Raw genomic sequence first — 13,269 nt, forward strand, 5'->3', positions numbered from 1 at the left:
GCGTCGTCCGTGCGCCACCGAATCGAGGCTTTCGGGCGAACTTCTTTGCGCTTTCATGTAACCGTCTGAAATCGAACGGTGAAATACGGGCGCTCGGCGTCGTCCGGATTTGCTCGCGCTGCCCTTGGCGACTATACACGGGCAACGGTTTTGGAACTTTCAGGGTCCTTCTTTGGCAGACGACGATATCGGCACACCGCCGCCGGAGCGCTCGCGCGGCATCGAAACCATTTCGATCGTCGAGGAGATGCAGCGCTCCTATCTCGATTACGCGATGAGCGTGATCGTCAGCCGTGCGCTTCCCGACGTGCGCGACGGACTGAAGCCGGTTCACCGGCGCGTGCTCTATGCGATGCACGAGATGGGCCTCGTCTGGAACCGGCCTTTCCGCAAGTCGGCCGGCGTCGTCGGCGAGGTCATGGGCAAGTTCCACCCGCATGGCGACGCATCGATCTACGATGCCCTCGTGCGCATGGCGCAGGACTGGTCGCTTCGCGCGCCGCTGATCAACGGACAGGGCAATTTCGGCTCGATCGACGGCGATCCGCCGGCGGCCATGCGCTACACCGAAGCCCGTCTCCAGAAGGTGTCCGACGCGATTCTCGCTGACATCGACAAGGAGACGGTGAACTTCCAGGAGAACTACGACGGCCGCGAGATGGAGCCGGTCGTGCTTCCCGCGCGCTTTCCGAACCTCCTCGTCAACGGCTCCGGCGGCATCGCCGTCGGCATGGCGACCAACATCCCGCCGCACAATCTCGGCGAGATCGTCGACGGCTGCATCGCCATGGTCGACAATCCGGCGATCACGCTGGAGGAGATGATGGAGTTCGTGCCCGGGCCGGACTTCCCGACGGGCGCGATCGTGCTCGGACGCGCCGGCATTCTCAGCGCCTACTCGACCGGTCGCGGATCGATCCTCATGCGCGGCAAGGTGCATGTCGAGCCGATGCGAGGAGATCGCGAAGCGATCGTCGTCACCGAGGTTCCCTATCAGGTGAACAAGGCCTCGATGATCGAGAAGATGGCCGAGCTCGTGCGCGACAAGCGCGTCGAGGGCGTCTCCGACATCCGCGACGAGAGCGATCGCGACGGCTATCGCGTCGTCGTCGAGCTGAAGCGCGACGCGCAGTCCGACGTCGTGCTCAACCAGCTCTATCGCCTGACGCCGCTCCAGACCTCGTTCGGCGCCAATATGGTGGCGCTGAACGGCGGCAAGCCTGAACAGCTGACGCTGCTCGACATGCTGGGCGCCTTCATCGCCTTCCGCGAGGAGGTGATCAACCGGCGCACCAAGTATCTCCTGCGCAAGGCGCGCGAGCGGGCCCACGTCCTCGTCGGCCTAGCCATCGCCGTCGCCAATATCGACGAGATCATCAAGCTCATCCGGCAGGCGCCGGACCCGCAGACCGCGCGCGACCAGCTGATGGAGCGCGAATGGGAGGCCAAGGACGTCGCGCCGCTGATCCGGCTCATCGACGACCCGCGCCATCGCATCAGCGAGGCCGGTACCTATCGCCTGTCCGAAGTGCAGGCCCGCGCGATCCTCGATCTCCGCCTTCAGCGCCTCACGGCGCTCGGGCGCGACGAAATCGCCGACGAGCTGAACAAGATCGGCGTCGAGATCGCCGACTATCTCGACATTCTCTCCTCGCGAATCCGCGTCCGCGAGATCATCAAGGCCGAGCTGGCCGCGGTGAAGGACGAGTTCGCGACGCCGCGCCGGACCGAGCTCGTCGAGGGCGCGGCCGACATGGACGACGAGGACCTGATTCCTCGCGAGGACATGGTCGTCACCGTCAGCCATGGCGGCTACATCAAGCGCGTTCCGCTCGGCACTTATCGGGCGCAGCGCCGGGGCGGCAAGGGCCGCTCGGGCATGAGCCTGAAGGACGACGAGGATTCGGTGACGCGCCTGTTCGTGGCCAACACGCACACGCCGATCCTGTTCTTCTCCTCGCGCGGTATCGTCTACAAGGAGAAGGTCTGGCGCCTCCCGCTGGCGACGCCGCAGTCGCGCGGCAAGGCGCTGGTCAATCTCCTGCCGCTGGAGAAGGGCGAGCGGATCACCTCGATCATGCCGCTGCCGAACGACGAGGCGCAGGCCGCCGAGCTGAACGTCATGTTCGCGACCACCAAGGGCACGGTCCGCCGCAACAAGCTCGCCGACTTCCTGCAGGTAAACCGCAACGGCAAGATCGCGATGAAGCTGGAGGAGGCGGAGGATGAGATTCTCGCCGTCGCCACCTGCAGCGAGAGCGACGACGTGCTGCTCGTCGCGTCCTCCGGCCTCTGCATCCGCTTCCCCGCGACCGACGTGCGCGTCTTTGCCGGCCGAAACTCGGTCGGCGTGCGCGGCATGGCGCTCGGAGCCGACGACAAGCTGATCTCGATGGCGATCCTGCGCCATGTGGATGCGACGCCGGCGGAGCGGTCCGAATACATTCGCCGAAGCCGAGCCGTCGAGGGAGAGGCCGTCGAGGACGTCGCGGTGGACGAGGATGCTGCGAGCGGGGAGAGCGTCGCGCTCGACGTCGAGCGCTACGGCTATCTCAGCGCCAACGAGGAGTTCGTCCTGACGCTCTCCGAATACGGTTACGGCAAGCGCTCCTCGTCCTACGACTTCCGCGTCAGCGGCCGAGGCGGCAAGGGTATTCGGGCAACGGATATTTCGCGGGCGTCCGAAATCGGCCAGCTCGTCGCGGGCTTCCCCGTGGAGACCGGCGACCAGATCCTGTTGATCTCCGATCGCGGTCAGATGATCCGCGTGCCGGTCGAGGGCATCCGCATGGCGAGCCGCGCGACGAAGGGCGTGACGATCTTCAAGACGGCCGGCGGCGAACGGGTCGTTTCCGTGGAGCGCATTCCGGATCAAGGCGCCGAGGAGATCGAGGTCGACAGTCCCGAAGGACCCGCGCCCGACTCGACCGGCAACGCGGACGAGTAGACATGAGAAAGCCCCGCCTGCAGGTGCGGACGGGGCTCGTGGACGGTTTCGATAGCGCAGTACGCCGTCGAAATGGTCAGTGCATGATGCGGCTTTTCTTTGCCACGACCCGCACGCGGGATGCTTCGGCTTCCGCGTGAAGCGTTACTGCCGTTGCCGTCACGAGGCCGGCGACCATGGCAAGGGACAGCGCTAGAATCATCATAGAAGCGTCTCCAAGTGTTGCCATATCAATCGCCTAGCGGTTTCTTCGTTCCAGGCTGCGCTCAAATATCTTGCGATTCCATAAACTCTGCCGAACGGACGGGAGGCGAACTCTCTTCCGCAAGGGTAAGTCTCTCAGCCTGAAACGTCGGAGCGGACGACATGCGCATCGCCCTCTATCCCGGCTCGTTCGATCCGATGACGCTCGGGCACCGCGATATCCTGCGCCAGGCCATGGCGCTGTTCGACCGCGTCACGGTCGCGATCGGCATTCATCCCGGCAAGGTGCCGCTCTTCGACTTCGACGAACGGGCGCGCATGATCCGGGAGGAGACCGAAGGGCTCGTCGCATCCAGCGGCTGCGAGGTTCGGGTCATCGCCTTCGAGGGCCTGGTCGTAGCGGCCGCGAAGCGGGAGGGGGCATCGGCGCTCGTGCGCGGCCTGCGCGACGGCACCGATCTCGACTACGAGATGCAGATGGCCGGCATGAACGGCACGCTCGAGCCCGGCATCGTCACGCTGTTTCTGCCGTCGAGCCCCGCGGTCAGGCCCATAACCGCCACATTGGTTCGCCAGATCGCGGCCATGGGCGGGGATGTCTCGCCCTTCGTTCCACCCGGCGTCGCGAAGGCTCTTCGCGAGCGTCTGGCCCAGGCTTGAGGCCCCGCCCGGGACCTGGCAACGGCCACCCCCGTCTTCTTCGGAGATCTTCATGATTGCCCTGAAACGCTTCGCCCTCGCGGCCTTCATCGGTGCATCCGCTCTCGCCGGATCGCTCGCGGCGGCCGAGGCGGCCGACACGATGGTGATCACGACCAAGGACGGCGACATCGAGATCGCGCTCCGCCCGGACCTCGCTCCCAATCACGTCAAGCAGATCGAGGCGCTCGCCAAGAAGGGCTTTTACGACGGCGTCGTCTTCCACCGCGTGATCGACGGCTTCATGGCCCAGACCGGCGATCCGACCGGCACCGGCATGGGCGGCTCCGACCTGCCCGACCTGAAGGCCGAGTTCTCCAAGGAGACCTTCGACCGCGGGACGATCGGCATGGCGCGCTCGTCCGATCCGAACTCGGCCAACTCGCAGTTCTTCATCATGCTTGCCGACGGCGACTTCCTCGACGGCCAGTACACGGTCGTCGGCGACGTCGTGAAGGGCATGGACGTGGTCGACAAGATCAAGAAGGGCGACTCGGCCGCGAACGGCGAGGTGAAGAACCCCGACAAGATGGTGAAGGTCGTCATCAAGGACGGCGCTTCCTGACATCCAGCTGGTTTTCGGGCTCCGGTCTTGTTTCCCGGGGCCCGATCGTCCATGTGCAGGCCATCGCGACGGTCCGCCGGGAGGCAGGACCGTTTTTCGTACCGGGCGGCTCGGCCGTCCATTCCCGATCAGAGGAGGCTGACTTGGCCTACGAGAATCCCGAAGACACGCTCGTCCTGGAAACCACGAAGGGCACGGTCGTCATCAAGCTGCGGCCGGATCTGGCGCCGAACCACGTCGCCCGCATCAAGGAGCTCGCCCGCGAGTCCTTCTACGACGGCGTCGTCTTCCACCGCGTGATCGACGGCTTCATGGCCCAGACGGGCGACCCGACGGGCACCGGTGCCGGCGGCTCCGACAAGCCGGACCTCAAGGCCGAGTTCTCCGCCGAGCCGCACAAGCGCGGCACGGTCTCGGCCGCGCGCACGGGCAACCCGAACTCGGCCAACTCGCAGTTCTTCATCTGTTTCGAGCGCGCACCCTGGCTGGACAAGCAGTATTCGGTCTGGGGCGAGGTCATCGAGGGCATGGACGTCGTCGACAAGATCAAGAAGGGTGAGCCCGTTCGCGACCCCGACAAGATCACCACGCTGCGCGTCGCCGCTGATCTCTGAGCGACCGTTCGTCGAACGAGGATATGTCCGCCCGGCCCGCAACGGCCGGGCGGTTTCATGATGGGGTGGTCGCGATGCGGGTCGACGATTTCGATTTCGAGCTGCCGGAGGAGCGGATCGCGCTGCGGCCCGTCGTTCCGCGCGAGGCCGCGCGCCTGCTCCGCGTCGGTCCCGACGCCGGCTTCGGCGATCTCCATGTCGCCGATCTCGTGGCCGAGCTTTCGCCGGGCGATCTCCTCGTCTTCAACGACACCAAGGTCATTCCCGCGCAGCTGCAGGGGCTGAGGATCCGGCCGAACAACGCGCCGGGCGAAGGCACCGCGAGGATCGACGCGACGCTCCACATGCGCATTTCGCCGGAGCGCTGGAAGGCCTTCGTCCGGCCGGCGAAGCGTGTCGCCGCCGGAGACCGCATCGCCTTCGGCCATACGGGCGGCGCCTGTCTTCAGGGCGTGCTCGATGCGACGGTCGAGGAAAAGGGCGAGGCCGGAGAGGTGACGCTCCTCTTCGATCTGGCTGGGCCCGCGCTCGACGAGGCGATCGCCGCCGCCGGGTCGATCCCGCTGCCGCCCTACATCGCCTCGAAGCGGCCGCAGGATGCGCAGGACCGGGCGGACTATCAGACGATCTATGCGCGGGAGGAAGGCGCCGTCGCCGCGCCGACCGCCGGCCTGCACTGGACACCGGACCTTATCGCCGCCATCGAGGCGAAGGGCGTCGGCACGGCCTTCGTGACGCTTCATGTCGGGGCCGGCACGTTTCTGCCAGTGAAGGCGGAGACGACGGAGGAGCACCGGATGCATGCCGAGATCGGCACGCTGGACGCCGAGACCGCCGAGACGATCAACGCCGTGCGCCGGGCCGGCGGGCGCATCGTCGCGGTGGGCACGACCTCGCTGCGGCTTCTCGAAAGCGCGGCCGGCGAAGACGGGGTGCTGCAGCCCTATCGGGATGCGACGGATATCTTCATCACGCCGGGCTACCGGTTTCGCGTGGTCGACCGCCTCATGACCAATTTCCATCTGCCGCGCTCGACGCTCTTCATGCTCGTCTGCGCCTTTTCCGGGACGGAGCGCATGAAGGCCGCCTACCGACACGCGATCGACACGGGCTATCGCTTCTATTCCTACGGGGACGCCTGCCTTCTCGACCGGGCGGAGCCGAGCCGATGAGCGAGAGCTTCGCATTCAAGGTTCTGGCGACGGACGGCCTTGCCCGGCGCGGCGAGATCACCATGCCGCGAGGCACGATCCGCACGCCGGCCTTCATGCCGGTCGGCACGGCGGGCACGGTCAAGGCCATGTATCCCGATCAGGTTCGCGCGCTCGGGGCGGACGTTATTCTCGGCAATGTCTACCACCTGATGCTGCGGCCGGGCGCCGAGCGCGTCGCGCGGCTGGGCGGGCTTCATGAATTCGCGCGCTGGCCGCATCCGATCCTGACCGATTCCGGCGGGTTCCAGGTCATGTCGCTCGCGAACCTTCGCAAGCTGGACGAAAAGGGCGTCACCTTCCGCTCCCATGTCGACGGTGCCGCGCATTCGCTGACGCCGGAGCGTTCGATCGAGATCCAGGGCCTGCTCGACAGCGACATCCAGATGCAGCTCGACGAGTGCATTCGGCTGCCGGCCGAGCGCGCGGAGGTCGAGCGCGCCATGGAGCTTTCGCTGCGCTGGGCCGAGCGCTCGGCGAAGGCCTTCGGCGAGCAGAAGGGCAAGGCCATGTTCGGCATCGTGCAGGGAGGCGACCAGCCGGACCTGCGCGTGCGGTCGGCCGAGCGGCTGGCGGCGATGGATCTCAAGGGCTATTCGGTCGGCGGTCTGGCCGTCGGCGAGCCGCAGGCGGTCATGCTGCAGATCCTCGGCGAGACGTTGCCTGCCCTGCCGGTCGAGAAGCCGCGCTATCTCATGGGCGTCGGCACGCCCGACGACCTCCTGAAATCGGTCGCGCTCGGCATCGACATGTTCGACTGCGTCATGCCGACGCGGGCCGGGCGCCACGGGCTCGCCTTCACCCGTTTCGGCCGCATCAATCTCAAGAACGCGCGCCACGCCGACGACCATCGGCCGCTCGACGAGGAGAGCGACTGCCCGGCCTCGCGGGACTACACCCGCGCCTATCTCCACCACCTCGTCCGCTCCGACGAGCTGCTCGCGGCGATGCTGCTGACCTGGAACAACCTCGCCTACTACCAGAGCCTCATGGCCGGCATGCGCGGCGCCATCGAGGCCGGGCGCTTCGACGACCATTCGACCGAGGTGCAGGACAGCTGGGCGCGCGGCGATCTGCCTCCGCTCTAAGCAGAGATGTCGTTGCCCTTGCGGATCGAGCATCCGGTGATCTTCAGCGATCCGTCCGGCTGACGCTCCAGCGTGTAGCTCGCGATGTGGCTCTGTCCGTTCGGATCGGTCAGGAAGACCTCCTGGCGGAAACTGGCGCCTTCCTCCTTCATCTCGCCGAAGACGGCGTTGGATGAGCGGAAGACCGGCGCATAGCCGCCTTCGACCATCGTCATGAACATCTGCGCGCTGGGAAACATCTGCCGGATGTTCGGCGCGGCGTAGGAATAGGCGGCGACGCCGTCGTTGCGCTTGAAGGCTTCGAGCTGGGCGGCGACGACCGCCTTGATGTCAGACGAGTCGTCGGCCTGGACCGGCAGAGCGTAGAGGAGCGAGAGGGCGAAGGCGGCGGTCGCGGGAAGACGCATCGGGCGGAAACTCCTTTCGATCTTCGAGAACCGAAGCTTCCGCCCATCGCCGTCGCGCCGCCATTCCGGTAGGCTTCAATCCTGCGTGATCCCGTCACGAAAGCTTATGGGACGCGGCATGGGCGCCCGCTGCGCGGGCCCTAGTTGTGTCAAGAAGAAATTGTTTCTGGAGGAGTAGCAGCGATGAGCAGAACACCGATCTTCCTGACGCTGGGCCTCGCCCTCGCCACGCTCTCGGGCTGCGTCGATGCGGGCGGTCCCGGCTATGTGGAATCGCGTCTCGTCAACGAAGGCCCGGTCGGGTCCCGCGGCTATCGAGCCGCGCCGGTCTATCAGGCCGCGCCATCCTATCGCACCGGCCCGGTCTACCGCACGGCGCCGTCCTATCGGAGCACGGTCGTCGTCAGCGGCGGGCCACGCTATTCGAGCCGCGACGACTACCGGGAGCCCGGCTATCGCGATCCCCGCTATTCGCCGCGCCAGAACCGCTACGATCGCGACCCCTATTACGATCGCAACACCTACAGCCGGTCCGATCGCAGCCGCTACTGCGCCGATGTCGGCTACGACGATCCGCGCTGCGACTGATCAGGGAGCTTTCTGGAGAAAGCGTGAGGGGCTTTCCGATCAAAAGGTTGGCCGGTTTCGCTTCACCGCGACCGGCCGGCCATCGTGAACCAGAGCCTCCCGCATTCGGCGACCATGTCGCACGCAACCTTCCGCCGCCATTTGCCGTTCGTTCAAGAGATGAACATCGGATGAACGGGAGACATGCGATGCCCACAGCGACTCGTACGACACGCATTTTCGACCGCTCCAGCATCGTCGCCTATGCGGGCGCCGGGGCCGCCATCGCCTTTATCGCTGCGATGACCTTTGGTGCGATCGACGCGCCTTCGGAGCATGGCCACTGGGTTGCCGAACGCAATGCACCCGAGGCGACGCAGATGGTGTCGGCAACGCCGTCCGCGGACGGTGCCCAGATCCGCTAAGCTGCCTCAGCGTGTCCCCGCCGCGTCGGCTTCTCGCAGAAGCGTCTCGGCGGGAACGGGCGCGGTGGCAGTATCCCGCCTCCCGCTCGCATCCGGGGCTCGAGCGGCGCCAAGGCGCTGCAGTCGAAGCCATCCGACGACGCCGGTCGCGGACACTTCCACCTTCTTCCAATCCCCTTCGCCGCCGAGAATACGAATGGTCCGGAGATCGCCGACATAGGCGACCGCCGGTGCCGTCGTGAACGGATACCGCCGGATCGCCATGTCGCCGGGACGCGCGGTCGGCGCGCGGGCGGGTACGTCCTTGCGAATGGCGGCGGTCGTGAAGGGAATGGCGGCGGGTACGGGAGGCGGCGGCAGAAGGGCCGGCTCCGCTCCCGCCGGAGCGGTTCTCACCTGAGGCTTTGGAATCGCCAAGCTGGGCTTCGCCTCGGCCTTGCGTACGATCTCGGAGATCGTGTCGGCCTTGATCGGCGGCAGAAGCGGCTTCTTCGGCGCGGCGGTCGCGGTGGCTGCAGGAGGCGACGCGGTGCGGGTTTCCACCTTCTCGGGCAAAACGGGCGGAACGCGGGGCGGCACGTCGGCCCGCCGCGGGGGGGCGCTGTCCTCCCGCGACGCCATCTGGCGGAGTTGCTGCAGAGAGGGGACGCGGTCGAAGACGTCGTCGGACCAGAGGCCGAACTGCGGTCCGGCCCATGCGGCGCCGAAGCCTGCCGCGACGATCCATCCCGAGAGCGCGAGACCGGAAACGGATCGGGCCGGGGCCTTCCGCTTCGGGGGACTCCTGCGCTTTGTCGCCTTCGCCATGAACCGCATCTCCCGTCTGGATCGCACTGGCGACCCTGGATGGGAACTATTCGACGAGTCGTTTTGACAATTCGTTCACGCTGGCCTCTCGTTCACAGCGTGAACGCGGATCGCTGTCGATCGCAGATCGTCGCCCTCAACGGGCGACGCTTCGTCCACGACGCTCGGGACCCTGCTCCGGGGCATCCACGCCCTCGATCTCACGCGACGCCTGAGCCCAGAATTCGTGCTCGCGCCCGCTCGGACGGCCCGCTTCTTCCCAGAGAAGATAGGCGCGGTCCCTGACCTCTTCATCGCGATCCGGCTTCGTCATGTCGTTGTCTCCTTCAATCGGAAACATCATCCATTACAATTAATTTTCTAGTACTGCGCGAAACGAGACGCGAAAAATGAACGCAGGGACCCTTTGCCAGCAAAATAATGTCAGCTGTGGGTTGTGTCCGCCCGCCGGATCGGCGGCAGGCCCCGATTGGCCTCTTCGGGGTCCGGCTCGATCGCCGGATGGTCCCCGTCGGGTTCGCGGATGGAGTCGTCGCCCACGCCGCCGTCCTCGGGATCGATCTCCGGGACGATGACATCGGGGGACGGCGGAATGCCGGTGGGATCGATGATGTTCGGCTCGATGTTCGACATGTCGTCTTCCTCTCGCTGACGGAGTTCAGACCTGCGGCGTGATGCGGTCGAAGGCGCGGTCGGGCAGGTCGGGCTGATCGGCGGCCTGCCGGCGCGCGCGGTCCTCTTCGAGGCGTTCGGCCTCCGCCAGATCGGACGTGTCGCCGATGTCGGCCGGCGCGTCCGTGACGTCCGGCACGGCACCGTCGGACGCTGCGGTCTTCGGATCTCCGGCTGGGCTTCGATGTCCGCTCATGATCAGGTCTCCCGATACGCTCCGGTATCGGGAGACAAGGCGAAGGCCGGGGACATCGTTCCCGTCGGCCGAGCCTTTGCAGCTCAGTGCAGCGGAAGCGTCGCGCCGTCCTTGTCGTGGGCGGCGAAGCGCTCGACCATGGTGGCGCTCGCCTCGTTCAGGCCGGAGACTTCGACGGTCCGCCCGTTGCGCCGCGCCTTCATCACCACGCGATCCAGCGCTCCGATCGCCGAGATATCCCAGAAATGGGCCGCGCCGACATCGATGACGAGATGGTCCACCGGCTCGGTGACGTCGATCGCGTCGGCGAAGGTCCCGGCCGATGCGAAGAAGACCTGGCCCTCGACGCGGTAGGTTCGCGTGCGCCCGTCCGCCGAGAGGCTGGAGGAAACGCGGCTGAGCCGCGCCACCTTGCCCGCGAAGAAGACGCCGGAAAGGAGGACGCCGACGAGGACGCCTTTGGCGAGGTCGGCCGTCGCGACCGTCGTGGCGACCGTCGCCAGCATCACCGCCGAGGAGGCGACGGGATTCGAGCGCAGCTTGACGAGAGAGGACCAGGAGAAGGTGTTGACCGACACCATGATCATCACGGCCGTCAGCGCCGCGACCGGCACGACCGCCAGAAGATCCTGAAGCGCGACGAGGAGGACGAGAAGGAAGGCGCCGGCGACGAGCGTCGAAAGCCGTCCGCGCCCGCCGGAGGAGACGTTGATCACCGACTGGCCGATCATCGCGCAGCCGCCCATGCCGCCGAAGGCGGCCGAGGCCATGTTGGCGACGCCCTGGCCGACGCATTCGCGGCTCTTGTTGCTCGGCGTATCCGTCATGTCGTCGACGATCTGCGCCGTCAGGAGCGATTCCAGAAGGCCGACCGCGGCGAGCGTGAGGGCGACGGGGAGGAGAATGCGCAGCGTCTCGAACGTGTAGGGCACGTCGGGCAGTCCGAGCGTCGGCAGCGCGGAGGGAAGCTCGCCGAGATCCGACACGGTCCGCACATCTATGCCTAGCGCCCAGACGAGTGTCGTCAGAACCGCGATCGCGACGAGCGGCGAGGGCACGACCTTGGTGATGCGGGGCAGGCCGTAGATGATGACGAGGCCACCGGCGATCAGGGCGTAGGTGGCAGGGGGAACATTGATCAGCTCGGGCAACTGCGCGGCGAAGATCAGGATCGCCAGCGCGTTGACGAAGCCCGTCATCACCGACTGGGAGACGAAGCGCATGAGGCGCCCGAGCTTCAGGATGCCGGCGAGGATCTGGACGATCCCCATCAGGATCGTCGCCGCGAAGAGATACTGGATGCCGTGATCGCGCACGAGATCGGTCATCAGGACGGCGGTCGCCGCCGTCGCGGCCGAGATCATGGCGGGGCGGCCGCCGACGAAGGCGATGACGCAGGCGATGACGACGGAGGCGTAGAGGCCGACCTTCGGATCGACGCCGGCGATGACCGAGAAGCCGATCGCTTCGGGAATGAGCGCCATGGCGACGACCATGCCGGATAGAATATCGCCGCGCAGGTTCGAGACCCAGTCGCGGCGGATCGTGGACGAGATTGTCATGGAGAGGTCCGCAAGACATGACGGCCCGGCGGCCTTCGCGGCCGCGGTTCGGTGAGGCTTCGTCATTTGCGTTGTCCGGCGGATCGGCGGCCGGAAGAGCCACCCGGGATCTCACCGGGTCCTGTCGAATGCGTCCCTCATAGACCGTCCGGCCCCGGCAGTGCAACCGCGGCACGGCGGCCCGTCCAGCGGGGATAGAGGATGCCGAAGGCAAGGCCCGAAAGAACCAGCACGGCCGCGGCGATCTTCCAGCCGGGCAGCGGCTCGCCGAGAAGAAGCGCGGAGGTCGTCATGCCGAAGACCGGCACGAGCAGCGCCATCGGCGTGATCGTCGCGGCGGGATGGCGCGACAGGAGCCAGCCCCAGACGGCATAGCCGAAGAGCGTGTTTCCGACCGTCTGCCAGACCACCGCGGCCCAGGTCGCCAGATCGGCTCTCGCGATGCCGCCCGCGATCGCGTCCCACCCTTCCACGAGGAAGGACAGGACCAGAAGCGGCGGCGCGGAGAAGAGGCTGCCCCAGACGATGTAGGGGAGAAGGCTGGTCACGCCGCTCTTCTTCGCCGCCATGTTGCCGCCGGCCCAGCACAAGGCGGCCGAGAGCACCATGACGAGGCCGAGCGGGGTCGTCGTCGTGTCCGTGTTCGCTGCGATCACCACGATGCCGGAGACGGCGAGGGCCAGGGCGAACCACTGAAACGGCCGGACGCGCTCGCCCGTCAGCCAGATGGACAGGCCGATCGTGAAGAAGACCTGCATCTGCAGAACGAGGGAGGCGAGCCCCGGCGAGATCTCGCTGCGCATCGCCATGAGGAGAAGGCTGAACTGGCCCGAGCCGATCAGAAGGCCGTAAGCCGCGAGGTTGCCGAAGGAAACCGCAGGGCGGGGGACGAAGAAGACGGCGGGCAGGCAGACGAGAAAGAACCGCAGCGCGCCGAAAAGAAGCGGCGGCAGATGGTCCAGACCAATGCGAATCACGACGAAATTCGTGCCCCAGACCGCGACGACGGCGAGTGCGAGGAGCATATGGCGAACTGGAAGGACCGCGTTCATGCCGCGGCTTGTTCCAGATCGTCGCGATCCTGCCAAGTCCCGACAATCGAGGATAGTCGGAATTCCGCCTTGAGTTGTCGATTCGCGTGTGTCTGGCTCTTCGAACGGGCTCTTCTTCCGGATGCTTGTCGATAGCGTCGATACAACCCATCTATTTCAGAAAAGATGTAGTCATGCGTTGCCAAGCCGCAGTCGAAGTGGTGTAAGGATGTGATACTGAATGAAATGAACTCTCAACCCATGGCGGATCGAA

Annotated in this window: 15 protein-coding genes and 1 other annotated feature; of the genes, 8 read left to right on the forward strand and 7 right to left on the reverse strand. The window is 66.3% G+C overall.

The annotated features are described in order from the left end of the window. Window positions 1–247 precede the first annotated feature (247 nt). From gyrA to tgt, 6 genes are all read left to right on the forward strand, one after another. Window positions 248–2,947 carry a DNA gyrase subunit A gene (gene gyrA, locus ASG62_RS13485; RefSeq protein ID WP_056692114.1) on the forward strand — a complete coding sequence of 900 codons (2,700 nt, stop codon included), beginning with the start codon at window positions 248–250 and terminating at the stop codon, window positions 2,945–2,947. A gap of 366 nt (window positions 2,948–3,313) precedes the next feature. Further along, window positions 3,314–3,811, forward strand: coding sequence for a pantetheine-phosphate adenylyltransferase (coaD, locus tag ASG62_RS13490; protein WP_056691149.1), 498 nt, complete (start codon window positions 3,314–3,316; stop codon window positions 3,809–3,811). Window positions 3,812–3,863: 52 nt separating this feature from the next. Then, the gene (locus ASG62_RS13495; RefSeq protein WP_056691153.1) at window positions 3,864–4,415 is read left to right on the forward strand and encodes a peptidylprolyl isomerase; all 552 of its coding nucleotides are present in this window, start codon (window positions 3,864–3,866) and stop codon (window positions 4,413–4,415) included. 143 nt (window positions 4,416–4,558) lie between these two features. Beyond that, window positions 4,559–5,029, forward strand: coding sequence for a peptidylprolyl isomerase (locus ASG62_RS13500; RefSeq protein WP_056691156.1), 471 nt, complete (start codon window positions 4,559–4,561; stop codon window positions 5,027–5,029). A 74-nt stretch (window positions 5,030–5,103) separates the two neighbouring features. Next, a complete protein-coding gene (gene queA, locus ASG62_RS13505) occupies window positions 5,104–6,201 on the forward strand; it encodes a tRNA preQ1(34) S-adenosylmethionine ribosyltransferase-isomerase QueA (protein WP_056691162.1) in 1,098 nt (365 codons plus the stop codon). Continuing rightward, the gene (gene tgt / locus ASG62_RS13510; RefSeq protein ID WP_056691164.1) at window positions 6,198–7,328 is read left to right on the forward strand and encodes a tRNA guanosine(34) transglycosylase Tgt; all 1,131 of its coding nucleotides are present in this window, start codon (window positions 6,198–6,200) and stop codon (window positions 7,326–7,328) included. The genes queA and tgt overlap by 4 nt, the downstream gene beginning before the upstream one ends. Here the strand turns inward: tgt and ASG62_RS13515 are convergent. Next, the gene (locus ASG62_RS13515) at window positions 7,325–7,735 is read right to left on the reverse strand and encodes a DUF4864 domain-containing protein (protein WP_056691167.1); all 411 of its coding nucleotides are present in this window, start codon (window positions 7,733–7,735) and stop codon (window positions 7,325–7,327) included. The two genes, tgt and ASG62_RS13515, sit on opposite strands and share 4 nt — an antisense overlap. A 183-nt stretch (window positions 7,736–7,918) precedes the next feature. Between ASG62_RS13515 and ASG62_RS13520 the strand changes: the two genes are divergently transcribed. After that, window positions 7,919–8,323, forward strand: a complete 405-nt coding sequence (locus tag ASG62_RS13520) for a hypothetical protein (protein WP_056691169.1) — start codon at window positions 7,919–7,921, stop codon at window positions 8,321–8,323. Between the two features lie 188 nt (window positions 8,324–8,511). Beyond that, window positions 8,512–8,727 carry a hypothetical protein gene (locus ASG62_RS13525; protein ID WP_056691173.1) on the forward strand — a complete coding sequence of 72 codons (216 nt, stop codon included), beginning with the start codon at window positions 8,512–8,514 and terminating at the stop codon, window positions 8,725–8,727. Between the two features lie 6 nt (window positions 8,728–8,733). Here the strand turns inward: ASG62_RS13525 and ASG62_RS13530 are convergent, their stop codons facing one another. From ASG62_RS13530 to ASG62_RS13550, 6 genes are all read right to left on the reverse strand, one after another. Continuing rightward, entirely contained in the window at window positions 8,734–9,534 is an 801-nt protein-coding gene (locus tag ASG62_RS13530; protein ID WP_156382134.1) for a hypothetical protein, read from the reverse strand. A gap of 136 nt (window positions 9,535–9,670) precedes the next feature. Continuing rightward, window positions 9,671–9,847 (reverse strand): DUF2934 domain-containing protein, encoded by a 177-nt coding sequence (locus tag ASG62_RS13535; protein WP_082537065.1) that lies wholly within the window; start codon window positions 9,845–9,847, stop codon window positions 9,671–9,673. A gap of 110 nt (window positions 9,848–9,957) precedes the next feature. Further along, window positions 9,958–10,167: a hypothetical protein gene (locus ASG62_RS13540; RefSeq protein ID WP_056691181.1), complete on the reverse strand. Its 210-nt coding sequence runs from the start codon at window positions 10,165–10,167 to the stop codon at window positions 9,958–9,960. 25 nt (window positions 10,168–10,192) lie between these two features. Then, on the reverse strand, window positions 10,193–10,402 hold the full coding sequence (locus ASG62_RS26495; protein ID WP_156382135.1) for a hypothetical protein: 210 nt from the start codon (window positions 10,400–10,402) through the stop codon (window positions 10,193–10,195). An 83-nt stretch (window positions 10,403–10,485) separates the two neighbouring features. After that, on the reverse strand, window positions 10,486–11,964 hold the full coding sequence (locus ASG62_RS13545; protein WP_056691183.1) for a SulP family inorganic anion transporter: 1,479 nt from the start codon (window positions 11,962–11,964) through the stop codon (window positions 10,486–10,488). 69 nt (window positions 11,965–12,033) lie between these two features. Beyond that, window positions 12,034–12,089: a sequence feature (sul1 is cis-regulatory element that is thought to sense ions involved in sulfur or methionine metabolism; They are found in Alphaproteobacteria), on the reverse strand. A 12-nt stretch (window positions 12,090–12,101) separates the two neighbouring features. Further along, complete coding sequence (locus tag ASG62_RS13550; RefSeq protein ID WP_056691186.1) at window positions 12,102–13,016, reverse strand: EamA family transporter; 915 nt, start codon at window positions 13,014–13,016, stop codon at window positions 12,102–12,104. Between the last annotated feature and the right edge of the window lie 253 nt (window positions 13,017–13,269).

This window comes from Aureimonas sp. Leaf427 (genome assembly GCF_001425485.1).
Lineage (GTDB): Bacteria > Pseudomonadota > Alphaproteobacteria > Rhizobiales > Rhizobiaceae > Plantimonas.

Excerpts from the sequence above, each read along its gene's own strand:
- gyrA (WP_056692114.1), top strand. The coding sequence starts at position 248 with ATGCAGCGCTCCTATCTCGATTACGCGATGAGCGTGATCGTCAGCCGT.
- coaD (WP_056691149.1), top strand. The coding sequence starts at position 3,314 with ATGCGCATCGCCCTCTATCCCGGCTCGTTCGATCCGATGACGCTCGGG.
- ASG62_RS13495 (WP_056691153.1), top strand. The coding sequence starts at position 3,864 with ATGATTGCCCTGAAACGCTTCGCCCTCGCGGCCTTCATCGGTGCATCC.
- queA (WP_056691162.1), top strand. The coding sequence starts at position 5,104 with ATGCGGGTCGACGATTTCGATTTCGAGCTGCCGGAGGAGCGGATCGCG.
- tgt (WP_056691164.1), top strand. The coding sequence starts at position 6,198 with ATGAGCGAGAGCTTCGCATTCAAGGTTCTGGCGACGGACGGCCTTGCC.
- ASG62_RS13515 (WP_056691167.1), bottom strand. The coding sequence starts at position 7,735 with ATGCGTCTTCCCGCGACCGCCGCCTTCGCCCTCTCGCTCCTCTACGCT.
- ASG62_RS13520 (WP_056691169.1), top strand. The coding sequence starts at position 7,919 with ATGAGCAGAACACCGATCTTCCTGACGCTGGGCCTCGCCCTCGCCACG.
- ASG62_RS13525 (WP_056691173.1), top strand. The coding sequence starts at position 8,512 with ATGCCCACAGCGACTCGTACGACACGCATTTTCGACCGCTCCAGCATC.
- ASG62_RS13530 (WP_156382134.1), bottom strand. The coding sequence starts at position 9,534 with ATGGCGAAGGCGACAAAGCGCAGGAGTCCCCCGAAGCGGAAGGCCCCG.
- ASG62_RS13535 (WP_082537065.1), bottom strand. The coding sequence starts at position 9,847 with ATGACGAAGCCGGATCGCGATGAAGAGGTCAGGGACCGCGCCTATCTT.
- ASG62_RS13540 (WP_056691181.1), bottom strand. The coding sequence starts at position 10,167 with ATGTCGAACATCGAGCCGAACATCATCGATCCCACCGGCATTCCGCCG.
- ASG62_RS26495 (WP_156382135.1), bottom strand. The coding sequence starts at position 10,402 with ATGAGCGGACATCGAAGCCCAGCCGGAGATCCGAAGACCGCAGCGTCC.
- ASG62_RS13545 (WP_056691183.1), bottom strand. The coding sequence starts at position 11,964 with ATGACAATCTCGTCCACGATCCGCCGCGACTGGGTCTCGAACCTGCGC.
- ASG62_RS13550 (WP_056691186.1), bottom strand. The coding sequence starts at position 13,016 with ATGAACGCGGTCCTTCCAGTTCGCCATATGCTCCTCGCACTCGCCGTC.